This window comes from Limobrevibacterium gyesilva, from assembly GCF_025989185.1.
Lineage (GTDB): Bacteria > Pseudomonadota > Alphaproteobacteria > Acetobacterales > Acetobacteraceae > Limobrevibacterium > Limobrevibacterium gyesilva.
The window spans coordinates 38,815-52,869 of sequence record NZ_JAPDNT010000014.1; the positions used below are offsets into that span (position 1 = coordinate 38,815).

15 protein-coding genes are annotated in these 14,055 nt (G+C 71.1%); 12 read left to right on the plus strand and 3 right to left on the minus strand.

Annotated features, from left to right (window positions below; translation table 11 throughout):
* Nucleotides 1-15: 15 nt before the first annotated feature.
* From OL599_RS15610 to uvrC, 3 genes are all read left to right on the plus strand, one after another.
* Nucleotides 16-810 carry an SDR family oxidoreductase gene (locus OL599_RS15610; protein WP_264714743.1) on the plus strand — a complete coding sequence of 265 codons (795 nt, stop codon included), beginning with the start codon at nucleotides 16-18 and terminating at the stop codon, nucleotides 808-810.
* 4 nt (nucleotides 811-814) lie between these two features.
* Nucleotides 815-1,225, plus strand: a complete 411-nt coding sequence (gene folB, locus OL599_RS15615) for a dihydroneopterin aldolase (RefSeq protein WP_264714744.1) — start codon at nucleotides 815-817, stop codon at nucleotides 1,223-1,225.
* 271 nt (nucleotides 1,226-1,496) lie between these two features.
* Complete coding sequence (gene uvrC, locus OL599_RS15620; protein ID WP_408886943.1) at nucleotides 1,497-3,416, plus strand: excinuclease ABC subunit UvrC; 1,920 nt, start codon at nucleotides 1,497-1,499, stop codon at nucleotides 3,414-3,416.
* Between the two features lie 13 nt (nucleotides 3,417-3,429).
* Here the strand turns inward: uvrC and OL599_RS15625 are convergent, their stop codons facing one another.
* A complete protein-coding gene (locus OL599_RS15625) occupies nucleotides 3,430-4,665 on the minus strand; it encodes an MFS transporter (protein ID WP_264714746.1) in 1,236 nt (411 codons plus the stop codon).
* 49 nt (nucleotides 4,666-4,714) lie between these two features.
* A complete protein-coding gene (locus OL599_RS15630) occupies nucleotides 4,715-5,611 on the minus strand; it encodes a dihydrodipicolinate synthase family protein (RefSeq protein WP_264714747.1) in 897 nt (298 codons plus the stop codon).
* A gap of 84 nt (nucleotides 5,612-5,695) precedes the next feature.
* Here OL599_RS15630 and pgsA point away from each other — a divergent pair, with 84 nt between their 5' ends.
* From pgsA to OL599_RS15665, 7 genes are all read left to right on the plus strand, one after another.
* On the plus strand, nucleotides 5,696-6,310 hold the full coding sequence (gene pgsA, locus OL599_RS15635; RefSeq protein WP_264714748.1) for a CDP-diacylglycerol--glycerol-3-phosphate 3-phosphatidyltransferase: 615 nt from the start codon (nucleotides 5,696-5,698) through the stop codon (nucleotides 6,308-6,310).
* A 20-nt stretch (nucleotides 6,311-6,330) separates the two neighbouring features.
* Nucleotides 6,331-6,846 carry a molybdopterin-guanine dinucleotide biosynthesis protein B gene (mobB, locus tag OL599_RS15640; protein WP_264714749.1) on the plus strand — a complete coding sequence of 172 codons (516 nt, stop codon included), beginning with the start codon at nucleotides 6,331-6,333 and terminating at the stop codon, nucleotides 6,844-6,846.
* Between the two features lie 88 nt (nucleotides 6,847-6,934).
* The gene (locus tag OL599_RS15645) at nucleotides 6,935-7,546 is read left to right on the plus strand and encodes a hypothetical protein (protein ID WP_264714750.1); all 612 of its coding nucleotides are present in this window, start codon (nucleotides 6,935-6,937) and stop codon (nucleotides 7,544-7,546) included.
* Complete coding sequence (gene moaD, locus OL599_RS15650) at nucleotides 7,543-7,824, plus strand: molybdopterin converting factor subunit 1 (protein ID WP_264714751.1); 282 nt, start codon at nucleotides 7,543-7,545, stop codon at nucleotides 7,822-7,824. Before OL599_RS15645 ends, moaD begins: the two co-directional genes overlap by 4 nt.
* A 1-nt stretch (nucleotide 7,825) precedes the next feature.
* Entirely contained in the window at nucleotides 7,826-8,293 is a 468-nt protein-coding gene (locus tag OL599_RS15655) for a molybdenum cofactor biosynthesis protein MoaE (RefSeq protein ID WP_264714752.1), read from the plus strand.
* Nucleotides 8,294-8,354: 61 nt separating this feature from the next.
* The gene (locus OL599_RS15660) at nucleotides 8,355-10,268 is read left to right on the plus strand and encodes a tetratricopeptide repeat protein (protein ID WP_264714753.1); all 1,914 of its coding nucleotides are present in this window, start codon (nucleotides 8,355-8,357) and stop codon (nucleotides 10,266-10,268) included.
* 94 nt (nucleotides 10,269-10,362) lie between these two features.
* Nucleotides 10,363-11,724: a hypothetical protein gene (locus OL599_RS15665; RefSeq protein ID WP_264714754.1), complete on the plus strand. Its 1,362-nt coding sequence runs from the start codon at nucleotides 10,363-10,365 to the stop codon at nucleotides 11,722-11,724.
* A gap of 2 nt (nucleotides 11,725-11,726) precedes the next feature.
* On the opposite strand, the gene OL599_RS15670 is transcribed toward OL599_RS15665, so the two are convergent.
* Nucleotides 11,727-12,629, minus strand: coding sequence for a branched-chain amino acid aminotransferase (locus tag OL599_RS15670; protein WP_264714755.1), 903 nt, complete (start codon nucleotides 12,627-12,629; stop codon nucleotides 11,727-11,729).
* A gap of 182 nt (nucleotides 12,630-12,811) precedes the next feature.
* Between OL599_RS15670 and OL599_RS15675 the strand changes: the two genes are divergently transcribed.
* Together OL599_RS15675 and OL599_RS15680 are read left to right on the plus strand one after the other, a co-directional pair.
* Nucleotides 12,812-13,342, plus strand: a complete 531-nt coding sequence (locus OL599_RS15675; RefSeq protein WP_264714794.1) for a MarR family winged helix-turn-helix transcriptional regulator — start codon at nucleotides 12,812-12,814, stop codon at nucleotides 13,340-13,342.
* Between the two features lie 11 nt (nucleotides 13,343-13,353).
* Complete coding sequence (locus OL599_RS15680) at nucleotides 13,354-14,055, plus strand: response regulator (protein ID WP_264714756.1); 702 nt, start codon at nucleotides 13,354-13,356, stop codon at nucleotides 14,053-14,055.

The following is a 14,055-nucleotide window of genomic DNA, read 5'->3' on the forward strand; positions in this document are numbered from 1 at the left end:
GTCTACAGCACGGCCATGCCAAGCGAGCTGGCCGCCAGCATTCCCACCACGATTCCACGCGCCGCCCTGGTCACCGGCGGCGCCCGCCGGCTGGGCCGCTCCATCGCCCTGGCTCTGGCCGAGGCCGGGTTCGCCATCGCCGTGCATTGCAATGGCAGCATGGCCGAAGCCGAAGCCACCGCCAGCGAGATCCGCCTGCGTGGCGTGCCGGCCGTGGTGCTGCCGGCCAGCCTGTCGGACGAAGCCGCCGTCGCCGGGCTGGTGCCGGCGGCGCAGGCCGCGATCGGGCCGTTGGGCGTGCTGGTGAACAACGCCAGCACGTTCGAGCGGGACGAGTGGAACGACGCGACGCGCGAATCCTGGGACCTGCATCTCGAACCGAACCTGCGCGCGCCCTTCGTGCTGATGCAGCATTTCGCCCGCGCCCTGCCGGACGGGGCCGAGGGGGCGGTGATCAACATGCTGGACCAGCGAGTGTGGGCGCTGACGCCGCATTTCGTCAGCTACACCGTCTCCAAGGCCGGGCTGTGGGCGTTGACGCAGACCATGGCGCTGGCCCTGGCGCCGCGCATCCGCGTGAACGCGATCGGCCCCGGCCCGGCCATGCCCAGCGCGCGCCAGACCCAGGAGCAGTTCGACCGGCAATCCGCCTCGGTTCCGCTCGGCCATGGCACCGGGCCCGACGAGATCGCGCGCGCGGTCCTGGCGCTGCTGGCGCTGCCGTCGATGACCGGCCAGATGCTGGCGTTGGACGGCGGGCAGCACTTGCAATGGCATTCGGCCGCACGCGGCCGGTCGGTCGAGGAGTAGCGGGATGGACACGAAGCGGATCGCCGATGCCGCACGCGGCCTGCGCCACGTGTTCCTGCGCGACCTGATGCTGACCGCCAGCATCGGCATCTATCCGCACGAGCACGAGGCCAAGCAGCGCATCCGCATCAATGTCGACCTCGCCGTGCAGGACGACGCCGGCCGCGGGCTGTCGCGCGCGGCGGTCGGGCGCGACGACCTGACCCGGGTGGTGGATTACGAGGCGCTGGCCAACAAGGTCCGGGCCCTGGTCGCCGCCGGCCATGTCCGCCTGGTGGAGACGCTGGCGGAACGGATCGCCGAGGCGTGCCTCGAGGATCCGCGCGTCGAGCTGGCGCGAATCAGGGTCGAAAAGCTCGATGTCTTCGCGGATGCGGCAAGCGCCGGGGTCGAGGTCGAGCGGCGCCGCCGCTGATTTTGTCCACTTCCGGTCATGTCCGCCTTGCATTACAGGCACATGACAGCCTGTCTTCAGGTTATTACAGAGTTGTGATCCACAAATTCATATAAATCAATCACTTAGTTTTGCTGCCTCCAAACTAGGCAGAGTCGTCAGCGTCAGGAATTCCGCGGTTTTGGCGCAACCGCCCCTGGCTTGCCCACAAACTTATCCACATATTCGGTGGATCATTTTTTCCGCCGTCGCCGGCTTGAGCAGGACGCGGGCGCGCGCTTAATCCATGTCCATGAGTGATGGCTCCGACACCCCGCAGGACGCGCCGCCGCCGCCCCTCAAAGGGGTCGCGGTGATCGAGGCGCAGCTTGTCACCATGCCGCTGGCGCCCGGCGTCTACCGCATGCTCGATGCCAAGGGCGACGCGCTGTATGTCGGCAAGGCCCGGTCGCTGAAGAAGCGGGTGACCTCGTACACGCAGATCCCGCGCTTGCCGGAGCGGCTGCGGCGGATGGTGTCGGAGACGGTCTCGATGGAGATCGTCACCACCCATACCGAGGCCGAGGCGCTGCTGCTGGAAGCCAACCTGATCAAGCGGCTGAAGCCGCGCTACAACATCGTGCTGCGCGACGACAAGTCGTACCCGTGGCTGATGCTGACCGAGGATCACCCCTTCCCGCAGATCGCCAAGCATCGCGGCGCGCGCACCCGCAAGGGCAGCTATTACGGCCCGTTCGCCTCGGCCTGGGCGGTGAACCAGACCGTCACCGCCATGCAGCGCGTGTTCCTGCTGCGCAGCTGCGCGGACACGGTGTTCGCCAACCGCTCCCGTCCCTGCCTGCTGCACCAGATCCGCCGCTGCTCGGCCCCCTGCGTGGGGCGCATCAGCAACGAGGCCTATGGCGAGCTGGTGGCGCAGGCGAAGGCGTTCCTGTCCGGCAAGGCCGGCACCGTGCAGCAGGAGCTGGCCAAGGAGATGGAAAGTGCGGCCGAGGCGCTGGAGTTCGAGCGCGCGGCCGCCATCCGCGACCGCATCCGGGCGCTGACGCATGTGCAGGGCACCGACGTCATCAATCCCGCCAGCCTGACCGATGCCGACGTCATCGCCGGCTGGCAGATCGCCGGCCAGACCTGCGTGCAGGTGTTCTTCATCCGCGGCGGGCGCAACAACGGCAACCGCGCCTTCTTCCCCGCGCACGCGAAGAACGACGAGACGGCCGAGGTGCTGGCCGCCTTCATCGCCCAGTTCTACGACGACAAGCCGCCGCCGCCGCTGCTGCTGCTGAACGCCGCGCTGCCGGAGCAGGAGCTGATCGCCGAGGCGCTGACCCTGAAGGCCAACACCTTCGGCGGCGGCAAGAAGGTCGACATCGCGGTGCCGCAGCGCGGCGAGAAGCACGCCGTGGTGGCGCATGCCGAGCTGAACGCGCGCGAGGCGCTGGAGCGGCGGCTGGCCGAGACCGCCGGCCAGGCGAAGCTGCTGGACGGTGCCGCGGAGCTGTTCGGCCTGCCCGCGCCGCCCGAGCGCATCGAGGTCTACGACAACAGCCACATCATGGGCACGAACGCCTATGGCGTGATGATCGTGGCCGGCCCCGAAGGCTTCCGCAAATCCGCCTACCGCAAATTCGCCATCCGCGGCGCCATCACGCCGGGCGATGACTTCGCGATGATGCGCCAGGTGCTGGAACGCCGCTTCGGCCGCGCGCTGAAAGAGGAGTCCGAAGGCCCTGGCACCCCCTCCTGGCCCGACCTGGTGCTGATCGACGGCGGCGCCGGCCAGCTCTCCGCCGCCCGCGCGGTGCTGGAGGAGCTCGGCGTGGACGACGTGCCCCTGGTCGCCATCGCCAAGGGCCCGAACCGCGACGCTGGGCGCGAATGGTTCCACATGGACGGCCGCGCCGCATTCCAGCTGCCGCCGCGCGACCCCATCCTGTATTTCCTGCAGCGCCTGCGCGACGAAGCCCATCGCTTCGCCATCACCACCCACCGCGCCGGCCGGTCGAAGGCCCTGGTCACCAGCGAGCTGGACGAGATCCAGGGCATCGGACCGGGCCGCAAGCGCGCCCTGCTGAACCATTTCGGCTCCGCCCGCGGGGTGAAGCAGGCCGGCCTGCACGACCTGGAGGCCGCGCCGGGGATCTCACGCGAGATCGCGCGGCGGGTGTATGCGCATTTCCATCCGGGCGTGCGCGTCGAGGGCGTGTCGTAGCGGCGTCGTCCGCTCAGCGTCGGGATCGGGCAAGCCAGGCATAGGCCGCGCCGCCCGCCATCACCACGCAGGTGCCCAGGAACACGGCGCGCATGCCGAAATGCCCGCCGACGAACCCGCCCGCCAGCGGCCCGACCACCTGCCCGGCATATTGCGCCGAGGTGGAATAGCCGAGCATGCTGCCGGCGACGCCGTCCGGCACGTTGTGGCGGATGACGCTGGCGATGCAGGGCAGCAGGCCGCCCAGCGACAGCCCCATCAGGAAGCGCAGCCCGACGAGCTGCCAGCCTTCGGTGACGAAAGCCTGCGGCACCAGCAGCAGGGCCGAGACCAGCAGCCCGCCGACGATGACGTTCCAGTGCCCGACTCGGTCCGCGAGCCGGCCGAGGCGCGCGGCGGACAGGATGCTCCCGAGCGCCGCGGCCGACATCACCAGGCCGGACACCAGCGTCACGTGCCCGGCGTCGCGCACCAGTTGCGCGACATAGACGGCGATGATCGGCTCGATCGACATGTTGGCGACCATGAGCAGCAGCCCGGTGGCCAGCATGGCGAAGACCGGCCGCTTGTCCGGTATCGCCGCCCACCCGCCGCGCGCCCGCGCCTGTTTCGCCCTGGGCGGCCGTGGCGCCTCGCGGATCAGAAACAGGGTGGCCAGGAACGCCACGAAGATGATCGCACCGGCCGCGAAGAAGGTCTGGCGAATCCCGATCAGCGGCGGCAGCACGCCGCCGACCAGCGGGCCGACGAGGTTGCCGGCCATGACGCCGGACGACAGCGTGCCGAGCGCCCAGGCGGTGCGGTCCTTCGGCGTTTGCGTGGCGACGAGCACGGTCGAGCCCGAAGCGTAGCCGCCGAGCAGCCCGGCCAGCAGCCGCAGCGCCACCAGCTGCCACACGTCCTGCGCCATGCCGATCAGCGACATCGCCACCGCCATGCCGAGGCTCGCGCGGATCAGCATCAGCTTGCGTCCGTACAGGTCCGCGAGCCGGCCCCACAGCGGTGCCACCAGCCCCGCGGTGAAGAAGGTCGCGCCGAAAGCCACCCCCGACCACTGCACGATCGCCGCATGGTCCTGCACGCCGAGCTGCTCGACGTAGAGCGGCAGGAACGGCAGCAGCAGCGTCATCGCCACGATCGTGGTGAACGAGCCGAATACGCAGACGGCGAGGTTGCGCCGCCAGTACTCCGGTTCGGCCGTGGTTTCGGTCCGATCCGGCGGCGCTGCCGGCCGGGCCTCGTCACGCATGACGGGCCCTGTCCACGATGGCGACGCTGCGCACCGGCGGCCCTTCCCTTCAGGCCCCGTATGGCCCCAGCCGCGCGGCGAAGCGGCTGATGGCGGCTTCGCCGAATGGGGTGGGGGCCAGGCCGGGAGCACGGTCATGCACCTGCGCGAGGCCCATGCGGGCGGCGACCAGGCGCTTGCCGTAGCAGATCAGGTGGTCGATCGACTGCATGACGAACACGATGGCCGGCAGGATCTCGCGATAGAGGCGCTCGGCTTCCGCCGCGTCGCCGCGCCGCATCGCGTCGTAGATGCGCACCTGGGCCTCGAAGCAGTCCGGGGCGGGGATCAGCCCGGCGCACCCGGCCCGCAGATTGTCCGGCAGCTCCAGGCCGCCGCGGCCATTGAACACGGCCAGCCTGCCTTCGGTTTCCGCCACCACCCGCGCCATCAGGACCGCCGGGCCTTCGCCCTTCAGGACGCGGAAATTGCCGTGCCGGCGGCTGAGCTCGGCGATGGCGGGCGGGCTCAGGCCGATGCCGAGGAACTCCGGGGCGTTCTGGATGGCCATGGTGACCGGCGAGCGGTCCATGACCCGGCCGAAGAAGCGCTGCAACGCCGCCTCGGTCATGGCGGGATCGCGGGGCGGCTGCAGGATGGCGAGAGCGGCGCCGTTGGCGGCGGCATGGGCCACCGCCTCGCTCTGCTCCTCGGGGGTCGCGCCAAAGATGGTCACCGCCAGGGGGATGCGCCCGTCGAGGTCCTCGGCGGCCCACTCGACGACGGCCCGCCGTTCCGCGGTGGAGAGCTTGGCGACTTCCGTGGCCAGCCCGAGAACGGCCATGCCGCGGCCGCCGCCGGCGACGCAGATTTCGGTCTGGCGGCGCATGGCCGCACGGTCCAGCCGGTCCTGCGCGGTGAAGAACGCATACAGGATCGGCCAGATGCCTTCGAACGACGTTTCCATCCGGTCGGGGTACGGCAGTTTCTCAGGAATCGTCAATGCGGCATGGCTGACCTGGGCGATGTTCTGTCCTAGTGTGTGGGTCCGATGCTGACCGATCTCCCGAACGTCCTCACCTTGTCGCGGATCGCCGCCATCCCGCTGCTGGTGGCGCTGGTGGCGCTGCGCGAGCCGTGGGGCGACATGGGCGCCTGCGTGGTGTTCTCGGTGGCCGCGATCACCGATTATTTCGACGGCAAGCTGGCGCGCGACCGGCTGCAGACATCCAATCTCGGCCGCATGCTGGACCCGATCGCGGACAAGCTGCTGGTGGGGGCGGCGCTGATGATGCTGGCCGGGATGAACCGGCTGAGCACATACGGGTTGTATCCGGCGATCGTCATCATGCTGCGCGAGATCCTGGTCAGCGGCCTGCGCGAGTACCTGGCGGGAATCCCCGTCGGCCTGCCTGTCACCTGGCTGGCGAAGTGGAAGACCGGCGTGCAGATGGGGGCCCTGGGCACGCTGCTGGCCGGCGACACCGGGGCGGCGGTGGTGCATCTGCAATTCCTGCCGGTGGCCGGGATCGGGGAGGCGATGCTGTGGGGCGCCGCCCTGCTGACCCTGGTGACCGGCTGGGACTACCTGACCGTCGGGCTTCGCCACGCCGCCGCACCGCCGCGGCCGCCGCGCGGCGCCCATACCGGAACCGTACCGGACTGATCGGAGATGAACGCGCGCCGATGAGAATCCTCGGACTGACGGGCTGGTCGGGCAGCGGCAAGACGACGCTGCTCACCGCATTGCTGCCGCTGTTCATCGCCCGCGGCTTCAGCGTGTCCACCGTCAAGCACGCGCATCACGGCTTCGACCTCGACCAGCCCGGCAAGGACAGCTGGCGCCACCGCCAGGCCGGCGCGCGCGAGGTGATGATCGCGAGCGGCGTGCGCTGGGCGCTGATGCACGAGCTGGACGGCCCCGAGCCGGCCCTGCCCGAGCTGGTGCGGCGGCTGTCGCCGGTGGACCTGGTGCTGGTGGAGGGGTTCAAGGCCAACCCGCACCCGAAGATCGAGGTGCACCGCCCCGCGCTGGGCCAGCCGCCGATGTGGCCGGGCCGGTCCGACATCGTCGCCGTGGCCTGCGACGCGGTGCCTGCGGATTGCGACCGCCCGATACTGCCGCTGAACGATCCGGCGGCGATCGTGGACTGGGTGCATCACTTCGTGCAAACCAATGATGCGGTGCACACTACACCTTGAGTGCGGCGCGGGGCGGGGGCACATTCCCGTCTCTCCCGGCCGGGCCCACCCCGGCACGGCCGGAACGCGCGACAAGGAATTCCCGCTCATGCGGCGCATGGCCCTGCTTGGCTCGATCCTCCTGCTTTCCGCTTGCGAATCCCCGAGCAGCTACGTGGGCAACCCGCTCTCCGGCTTCGGCGGTTTCGTCAGCAACACCACCAGCCTCAGGCTGAACCCGAACGGCCCCACCGGCCCCAGCGACAACATGCGGCGGGTCCGCGGCGAGGAATTCACGACCGAACCGCTGCTGCCCGAGGCCGGCAATATCTGGCCCGGCCCGCCGCCGCCGGAGCCGACCCTGATGGACCTGCAGCGCCAGCAGATGGAGCCGCTGCCGCCCGTCACGCCACCAGAGCAGCCTCGCCCGGCCCCGCCGCGCGGCAGTTCCACGCCGCCTGTGCCGGTGACGCCGACGCCGCTGCCCGGCGTGCCGGGCGCCGCGGTGCCCCCGCGGGCGCCCGCAGCCCCCGTGGCCGTGGCGCCGGGCGGGGTGGTGCAGACGCCGCAGGGCCCGGCGACGATCAGGAACAGCCCCAACGGCGTGCAGACCTACACGCTTCCGAGCGGTGTCACCGGACGCGCCATCAACAACGGCAACGGCACCATGACGCTGATCGGGCCCGACGGCAGCGTCCAGTCCGTCCCGGTCCCGCGATGACCGGCACCGTCGCCACCGCCGGCACGCTGCGCATCCTGTATTTCGCCTGGCTGCGCGAGCGCGTGGGCACCAGCGAGGAAACCGTGGCGCTGCCGGCGACGGTGACGACCGTGGGAGAGCTGATGGCGTGGCTGCAGACGCGCGGCCCCGGCCACGCCGCCGCCTTCGCCGCCGGCGGCACGGTGCGTTGCGCGGTGAACCAGGATTTCGCCCACGCCGACGCGGCGGTGCGGCCGGGTGACGAGGTCGCGTTCTTCCCGCCCGTCACCGGGGGATGAGATGGCCGGCATTCGCGTCCAGGCGGAGGATTTCGATGTCGGCGCCGAGATCGCGGCACTGACCGCCGGGCGCGTGGACATCGGCGGCATCGGCTGCTTCGTCGGCACGGTCCGGGACCACGGCGCCGGGCGGCGGATCACCGCCATGACGCTGGAGCACTATCCCGGCATGACCGAGCAGGCGATGGCGCGCATCGCCGCCGAGGCGGAGGCGCGCTGGCCGCTGCAAGGCTGCACCCTGATCCACCGGGTCGGCCGGCTGGAGCCGGGGGCGAACATCGTGCTGGTGCTAACGGCCTCGCCGCACCGGCACGCGGCCCTGGACGCGACCGCCTTCCTGATCGACTGGCTGAAGACCAAGGCGCCGTTCTGGAAGAAGGAATGCTTCGCCGACGGCAGCGAGGCCTGGGTCGATGCGCGCGAGGCGGACGACCAGGCAGCGGCGCGCTGGGCCGCCACGGCGCCCTGATCTTGGCGGATCGTTTACCAATCCTTGCGACCCTGGACGGGACACAAAAGGTGCCCGCCCCATGTCGCATGCCGAATCGCTCGCCGAGCCCGACGCCGCCCCCACGCTCGTAGACCGGCTGGTCGCCGCCCTCGCGGCGCATCGGGCAGGGCGGATCGCCGAGGCCGGGGCCGGCTATCGCGGCGTGCTGGACGACGACCCTGCCCAACCGGTGGCGTTGCACCTGCTGGGCGTGCTGACGCTCGCCACCGGCCGCGCCGCCGAGGCGGTGGAGCTGCTGCGGCGGGCGATGGTCGAGCGTTCCAACAACGAAGAGACCAGGCTGGCCTTGGCCAATGCCCTGGCGGCCCTGGGCAGGCATGACGAGGCGATCGGCCTGTACCGCGCCTTGCTGGCCGACCGGCCCGGCAATCATGCCGCCATGGTCAACCTTGCCAACGCGTTGCGCGACGCCGGCCATGCCAAGGAGGCGATTGCCATCTGCCGCCAGGCGCTGGCCACATCGCCGCGGCTGGTTCCGGCGCATGTCACGCTGGGCAGTGCCATGCTGGCCGCCGGCCAGGTCGTCCCCGCCATCGGCGCCTATCGCACGGCGGTGACGTTGCAGCCCGATTTCGCCCCGGCGCAGATCGGCTTCGCCCTGGCGCTGCTGCGCGACAACCGGGTGATCGACGCGCTGGCCGCCGCCTCGCGCGCCGTGGAATTGCAGCCCGGACTCGCGGAAGCCTGGTTTGTGCGAGGGGCGGTGGAGCGGGCGATGCGCCGGTTCGAGCCGGCGGTGGCCTCGCTGCGCCGCGCCATCGCCGCCGACCCCGGGCACGCACGCGCGCATCTGACGCTGGGCAACGCCCTGCTCGACCGCGACGATGCCGCCGCCGCGGAGACGCATCTGCGCGCGGCGGTGGCGCTGGCACCCGAGTTGCCGGAGGCCCATGCCAGCCTCGGCTTCCTGCTGGCCGGCGCCGGCCGGCTGGACGAGGCCGTCGCTGCGTGCGACGCGGCCATCCGGCTGCGCCCGGAGTTCGCCCACGCCCACTGGAACCGCGGCTGTGCCCATCTGCTGGCCGGCGATTTCGCACCGGGGTGGGAGGATTTCGAGTGGCGCAAGCGACACGACGCCTTCGGCCACGACTTCCCTGCATTGCCCGGCCGCGAATGGGACGGCGGGCCGCTCGAAGGCCGCCGGCTGCTGGTCCGCGCCGAACAGGGGCTTGGCGACGCCATCCAGTTCGCCCGCTATCTGCCGCTGCTGGCCGCGCAAGGGGCGGTCGTGCTGCTGGCCTGCGCACCGCCGCTGATCGCGCTGCTGCAGACCTTGCCCGGCGTGGCCGCCGTGGTCGCCAAGGACGCGGCGCTGCCGCCCTACGACCTGTGGGTCGACCAGATGAGCTTGCCGCGCCTCATCGGGACACGCCTGGACTCGGTTCCGGCGCCGCAGGGCTATCTGGCGGCCGCCCCCGAACGGATCGCCGCCTGGGAGCCGATGCGGCCGCATCGTCCCCTGGTCGGGCTGGTCTGGGCCGGCAATCCCGCCCATGCCAACGACGCGCGCCGCTCCATGCCGACCGAGGCGCTGGCGCCGATCGTCGCGGTGCCGGGCATCGACTGGATGAACCTGCAGATCGGCGGCCGCGGCGTGGAACTGGCGATCCGCCACCGCCTGCCCACCCCGCCGCCGGGCCTGACCGATCTGGCCGAGACGGCGGCGCTGGTGACGACGCTGGATCTGGTGATCGCCGTGGATACCGCGGTCGCGCATCTGGCCGGCGCCCTGGGCAAGCCGGTATGGATCATGCTGCCCTTCGCGCCGGATTGGCGCTGGATGACCGGGCGCAGCGATTCGCCCTGGTACGCCAGCGCGCGGCTGTTCCGCCAGGATCGGCCCGGCGACTGGGCCGGCGTCACGGCTCGGGTCGCCACCGCCCTGACCGGGCGTTACGGCCCGCGCAGCGGCGCGGATCCGCTCATCCCTTAGGCACGGCAGCGACACCGGGCCACAGTGATGGCATAGAACAGCCAGGGCGGGCAGAGGCTGTCGACCATGGTGCAGGCGATGAGGGTGGCGCGCAGTGTCGGTCCTGGCCGCTGAACCTGCCGGCGGGAGACGGCGCGTCCCGCAGGACCATCCGCTGACGGGAACCCTCGCGGTCCTGGCCATTCTGGCCGGCGCCGTGCTGCTGGTGTGGCCGGCGTTGGCGAACGGCTACCCGATCCTGTTCAGCGACACGCATGCCTTCCTGGTGCAGGCCAGCCAGCCGCGCATGGTCTGGGACAAGCCGTGGATCTACGGACCGTTCCTGCTGGCGCTGCACGGCCGCACCACGCTGTGGCTGCCATTGGCGGCCCAGGGGCTGCTGCTGTCGCATCTGCTGTGGCTCACCGCTCGCGCACTGGGCGTTGCCACGGCCGCACGGCATGTGGCGCTATGCCTGCTGCTCGCCGCCGGGTCGGCGGCGCCATGGTTCGCGGCGTTGTTGATGCCGGACATCCTGGCGCCCGTCACCGTCCTGTGCCTGTTCCTGCTGGCCTTCGGCGACCGGCTGCGGGGGTGGGAACGCGGCTGGGCCGGCGGGCTTGCCGCCTTCGCCATCGCGGCACATCTGTCGCACCTGGTCATCGCCGCCGTCTGCGTGGCGGTGGTGGCGCTGCTGCGGTGGCGCCGCGTGATGGCGGCCGCGGCCCCGCTGCTGGCGGCGCTGGCGCTGCTGCTGCTGACCAATCTCGTGGGCTACGGCAGGTTCGCCGTCTCCCCCTACGGTGCGGTGTTCGCGCTGGCGAAGATGGCCTCGGACGGCACCGCGCGCGCGGTGATCGACCGCGCCTGCCCGCAGGCCGGCTGGTACATGTGCGGCTGGGCCGGGCGCCTGCCTGCCGACAGCGACGATTTCCTCTGGGACGGGAACGGCCCGGTCTGGTCCAGCCCCGGCGGCCCGATCGGACTGGCCCCGGAGGCAGCCCGCATCGTCCGCCGCACCGTCGCCGAGGAGCCCGGCGGCGTGGCGCTGAGCGCCCTGCGCAACATGCGGCACCAGCTCGCGCGGGTCAGGCTCGGCGACACGCTCGGGCCGGACTGGCTGGAGCAGTCGGTGACCGGCAGCCTGCGGGCCTATTTTCCGGCGGCGGAACAGGCGCGGTTCGCCGCCTCACGCCAGGCGCACGGCGCGCTGGCCGCCGTCGCCGCACCGTTCAACGCCGTGCACGCGGCGCTGCTGGCGCTGGGCGCGGCGATGACCGTGGTGATGCTCGCGGTCCGGCGCCGCGACCCGGTGTGGACCGGGCTCGCGGCACTGGTATTGGCCGGCGTGCTGGCAAACGCACTCGTCACCGGGGCGCTGTCGCATGTGCACGACCGCTACCAGGCCCGGATCGCCTGGCTGGTGCTGCTGCCGCCGGCGTTTGCCGCCCTCTCCTCACGGCAGAGGGCGGCGTAGGTTCAGATCGGCGCCAGCGCCTCGACTTCGGCCGGGCCCATCCGCACCAGCTTCTCGTAGTCGTTCAGCAGCGTCTCGGTGACGCGGCCCGGGGTGTAGTTCAGCTCCCCGATCTGGCGCACCGGCGTCACCTCCGCGGCCGTGCCGGCGAGGAACACCTCGCTCGCCTTCGGCAGCTCCGCCGGCATGATCACACGCTGCACCACCTTCATCTGGTGGCGCCGGGCGATCGACATCACCGTGCGCCGCGTGATCCCGTCGAGGAAGCAGTCCGGCGTCGGCGTATGCAGCTCGCCGTCCATGACGAAGAAGATGTTGGCGCCGGAGGCCTCAGCCACCTGGCCGCGCCAGTCCAGCATCAGCGCGTCGTTGAAGCCCTTGGCCTCGGCCGCATGCTTGGCCAGCGTGCCGATCATGTACAGGCCGGCCGCCTTCGACGCAGTCGGCGCCGTTTCCGGATGCGGCCGCTTCCAGCTCGCGATGTCCAGCCGAACGCCCTTCATGCGGTCGGCGCCGAACAGGTTCGGCCAGGCCCAGGTGGCGATCGCAAGATGAATTTTGGTCTGCTGTGCGGAGACGGAAAGCTGCTCGGCGCCACGCCAGGCGATCGGGCGCACATAGGCGTCGGTCAGGCCGTTGGCCTGCACCACCTGGATGCAGGCGGCGTCGATCTCGTCGGCGGTGAAGGGAATCTCGAAGCCGAGGATGCGGCCCGAGACGAGCAGGCGCTCGGTATGCGCACGCAGCTTGAAGATGTTGCCGCTATAGACTCTCTCGCCTTCGAACACGCCGCTGGCATAGTGCAGGCCGTGCGAAAGGACGTGCAGCTTGGCCTCCCGCCAGGGAACCATAACGCCGTCGTACCAGATCTGGCCGTCGCGGTCGTCGAAAGGAACAAGCGTCATGATAGGCGTTCCTCGCAATATTGTTGCTCTACAAGGCCGAATGCTATAATGCTCATGCGTCTACGTCAACGAACCTGCCGTAATCACGTGGAATGCCAGCCATGCCCGAGCCGAAGGGCGACCCGACCCGGTCGTTGCCGAACATCGGCCTCAGGAGCACCGACCCGAAGGGCAGCCCGAGGATGAACGACCCGAAATCGGCGCCGCAGGCCGGCGCCGGCCTGCTGTTCCTGCGCGAGGAGGAAATCCGCGCCGCCCAGGACATGCTGTTTTTCGCCTATCGCGACTTCACCAACGTCGCCGACGTGATCCTGGAGGAGCTCGGCCTGGGCCGCGCCCACCACCGCGCGCTGCACTTCATCGGCCGCAATGCCGGCATGTCCGTGGGCGACCTGCTGGGCATCCTGCGCATCACCAAGCAAAGCCTCGCGCGCGTGCTCACCGCCCTGATCGAGCAGGGCTACGTTGCCCAGGCCCAGGGCCGCGCCGACCGCCGCCAACGCCTGCTGACCCTCACTGAAGCCGGCAAGGCGCTGGAGCGGCGCCTGTACGAGCGCCAGCGCGAGCGGCTGGTAGCGGCCTATCGCGAGGCCGGCGGCGCATCGGTCGAGGGGTTCAAGCGGGTGATGCGCGGTATCATGGATGCGGATGCCCGCACCTATATGGACCAGGGCGACCAGGCCGGCCGCGACCCGCGCCCGCGCCAAGCCTGAAGGAGCCGCCGATGCCCGACGACGCGCTGATCCTGGTGGTCGATGACGACGTGCGGCTGCGCGGCCTGCTGCAACGCTACCTCGCCGAGAACGGCTTTCGTGTCACCGCCGCCCAGGACGCCGCCGAGGCCCGCGACCGGCTGCGCTTCCTGCAGCCCGACCTGATGGTGCTGGACGTGATGATGCCCGGGGAGACCGGCCTGTCGCTGACCGAGTCGCTGCGCCGCGACAACGCCGAGATCCCCGTCCTGCTGCTGACCGCCCGCGGCGCCCCGGAAGACCGCATCGCCGGCTTCGAGGCCGGGGCTGACGACTACCTGCCCAAGCCGTTCGAGCCGAAGGAGCTGCTGCTGCGCATCCGTGCCATGCTGCGCCGCGCCGCCCCGCCTTTGCCCGTCATCGGTGCGCCCGCGGGCCCGGTGCAGCTCGGCCCCCTCAGCTTCGACACCGGCCGCGGCGAGTTGCGCGGTCCCGCCGGCCCGATCCGCCTGACCGGCGGCGAGGCGGCGCTGCTGACCGCCCTCGCCCGCCGGCCGAACGAGATCCTCTCGCGCGAGGATATCGCCGAAGCCCTGGACATGGACGAGGCGGGCGAACGCGCCATCGACGTCCAGGTGACCCGGCTGCGCCGCAAGATCGAAGCCGACCCGCGCGAACCCCGCTTCCTCCACACCGTCCGCGGCCGCGGCTACGTGCTCAAACCCGGGGCCTAG

Bases quoted from the DNA above. Each gene is read 5' to 3' on its own strand.
- OL599_RS15610 (WP_264714743.1), top strand. From the start codon at position 16: ATGCCAAGCGAGCTGGCCGCCAGCATTCCCACCACGATTCCACGCGCC.
- folB (WP_264714744.1), top strand. From the start codon at position 815: ATGGACACGAAGCGGATCGCCGATGCCGCACGCGGCCTGCGCCACGTG.
- uvrC (WP_408886943.1), top strand. From the start codon at position 1,497: ATGAGTGATGGCTCCGACACCCCGCAGGACGCGCCGCCGCCGCCCCTC.
- OL599_RS15625 (WP_264714746.1), bottom strand. From the start codon at position 4,665: ATGCGTGACGAGGCCCGGCCGGCAGCGCCGCCGGATCGGACCGAAACC.
- OL599_RS15630 (WP_264714747.1), bottom strand. From the start codon at position 5,611: ATGGAAACGTCGTTCGAAGGCATCTGGCCGATCCTGTATGCGTTCTTC.
- pgsA (WP_264714748.1), top strand. From the start codon at position 5,696: ATGCTGACCGATCTCCCGAACGTCCTCACCTTGTCGCGGATCGCCGCC.
- mobB (WP_264714749.1), top strand. From the start codon at position 6,331: ATGAGAATCCTCGGACTGACGGGCTGGTCGGGCAGCGGCAAGACGACG.
- OL599_RS15645 (WP_264714750.1), top strand. From the start codon at position 6,935: ATGCGGCGCATGGCCCTGCTTGGCTCGATCCTCCTGCTTTCCGCTTGC.
- moaD (WP_264714751.1), top strand. From the start codon at position 7,543: ATGACCGGCACCGTCGCCACCGCCGGCACGCTGCGCATCCTGTATTTC.
- OL599_RS15655 (WP_264714752.1), top strand. From the start codon at position 7,826: ATGGCCGGCATTCGCGTCCAGGCGGAGGATTTCGATGTCGGCGCCGAG.
- OL599_RS15660 (WP_264714753.1), top strand. From the start codon at position 8,355: ATGTCGCATGCCGAATCGCTCGCCGAGCCCGACGCCGCCCCCACGCTC.
- OL599_RS15670 (WP_264714755.1), bottom strand. From the start codon at position 12,629: ATGACGCTTGTTCCTTTCGACGACCGCGACGGCCAGATCTGGTACGAC.
- OL599_RS15675 (WP_264714794.1), top strand. From the start codon at position 12,812: ATGAACGACCCGAAATCGGCGCCGCAGGCCGGCGCCGGCCTGCTGTTC.
- OL599_RS15680 (WP_264714756.1), top strand. From the start codon at position 13,354: ATGCCCGACGACGCGCTGATCCTGGTGGTCGATGACGACGTGCGGCTG.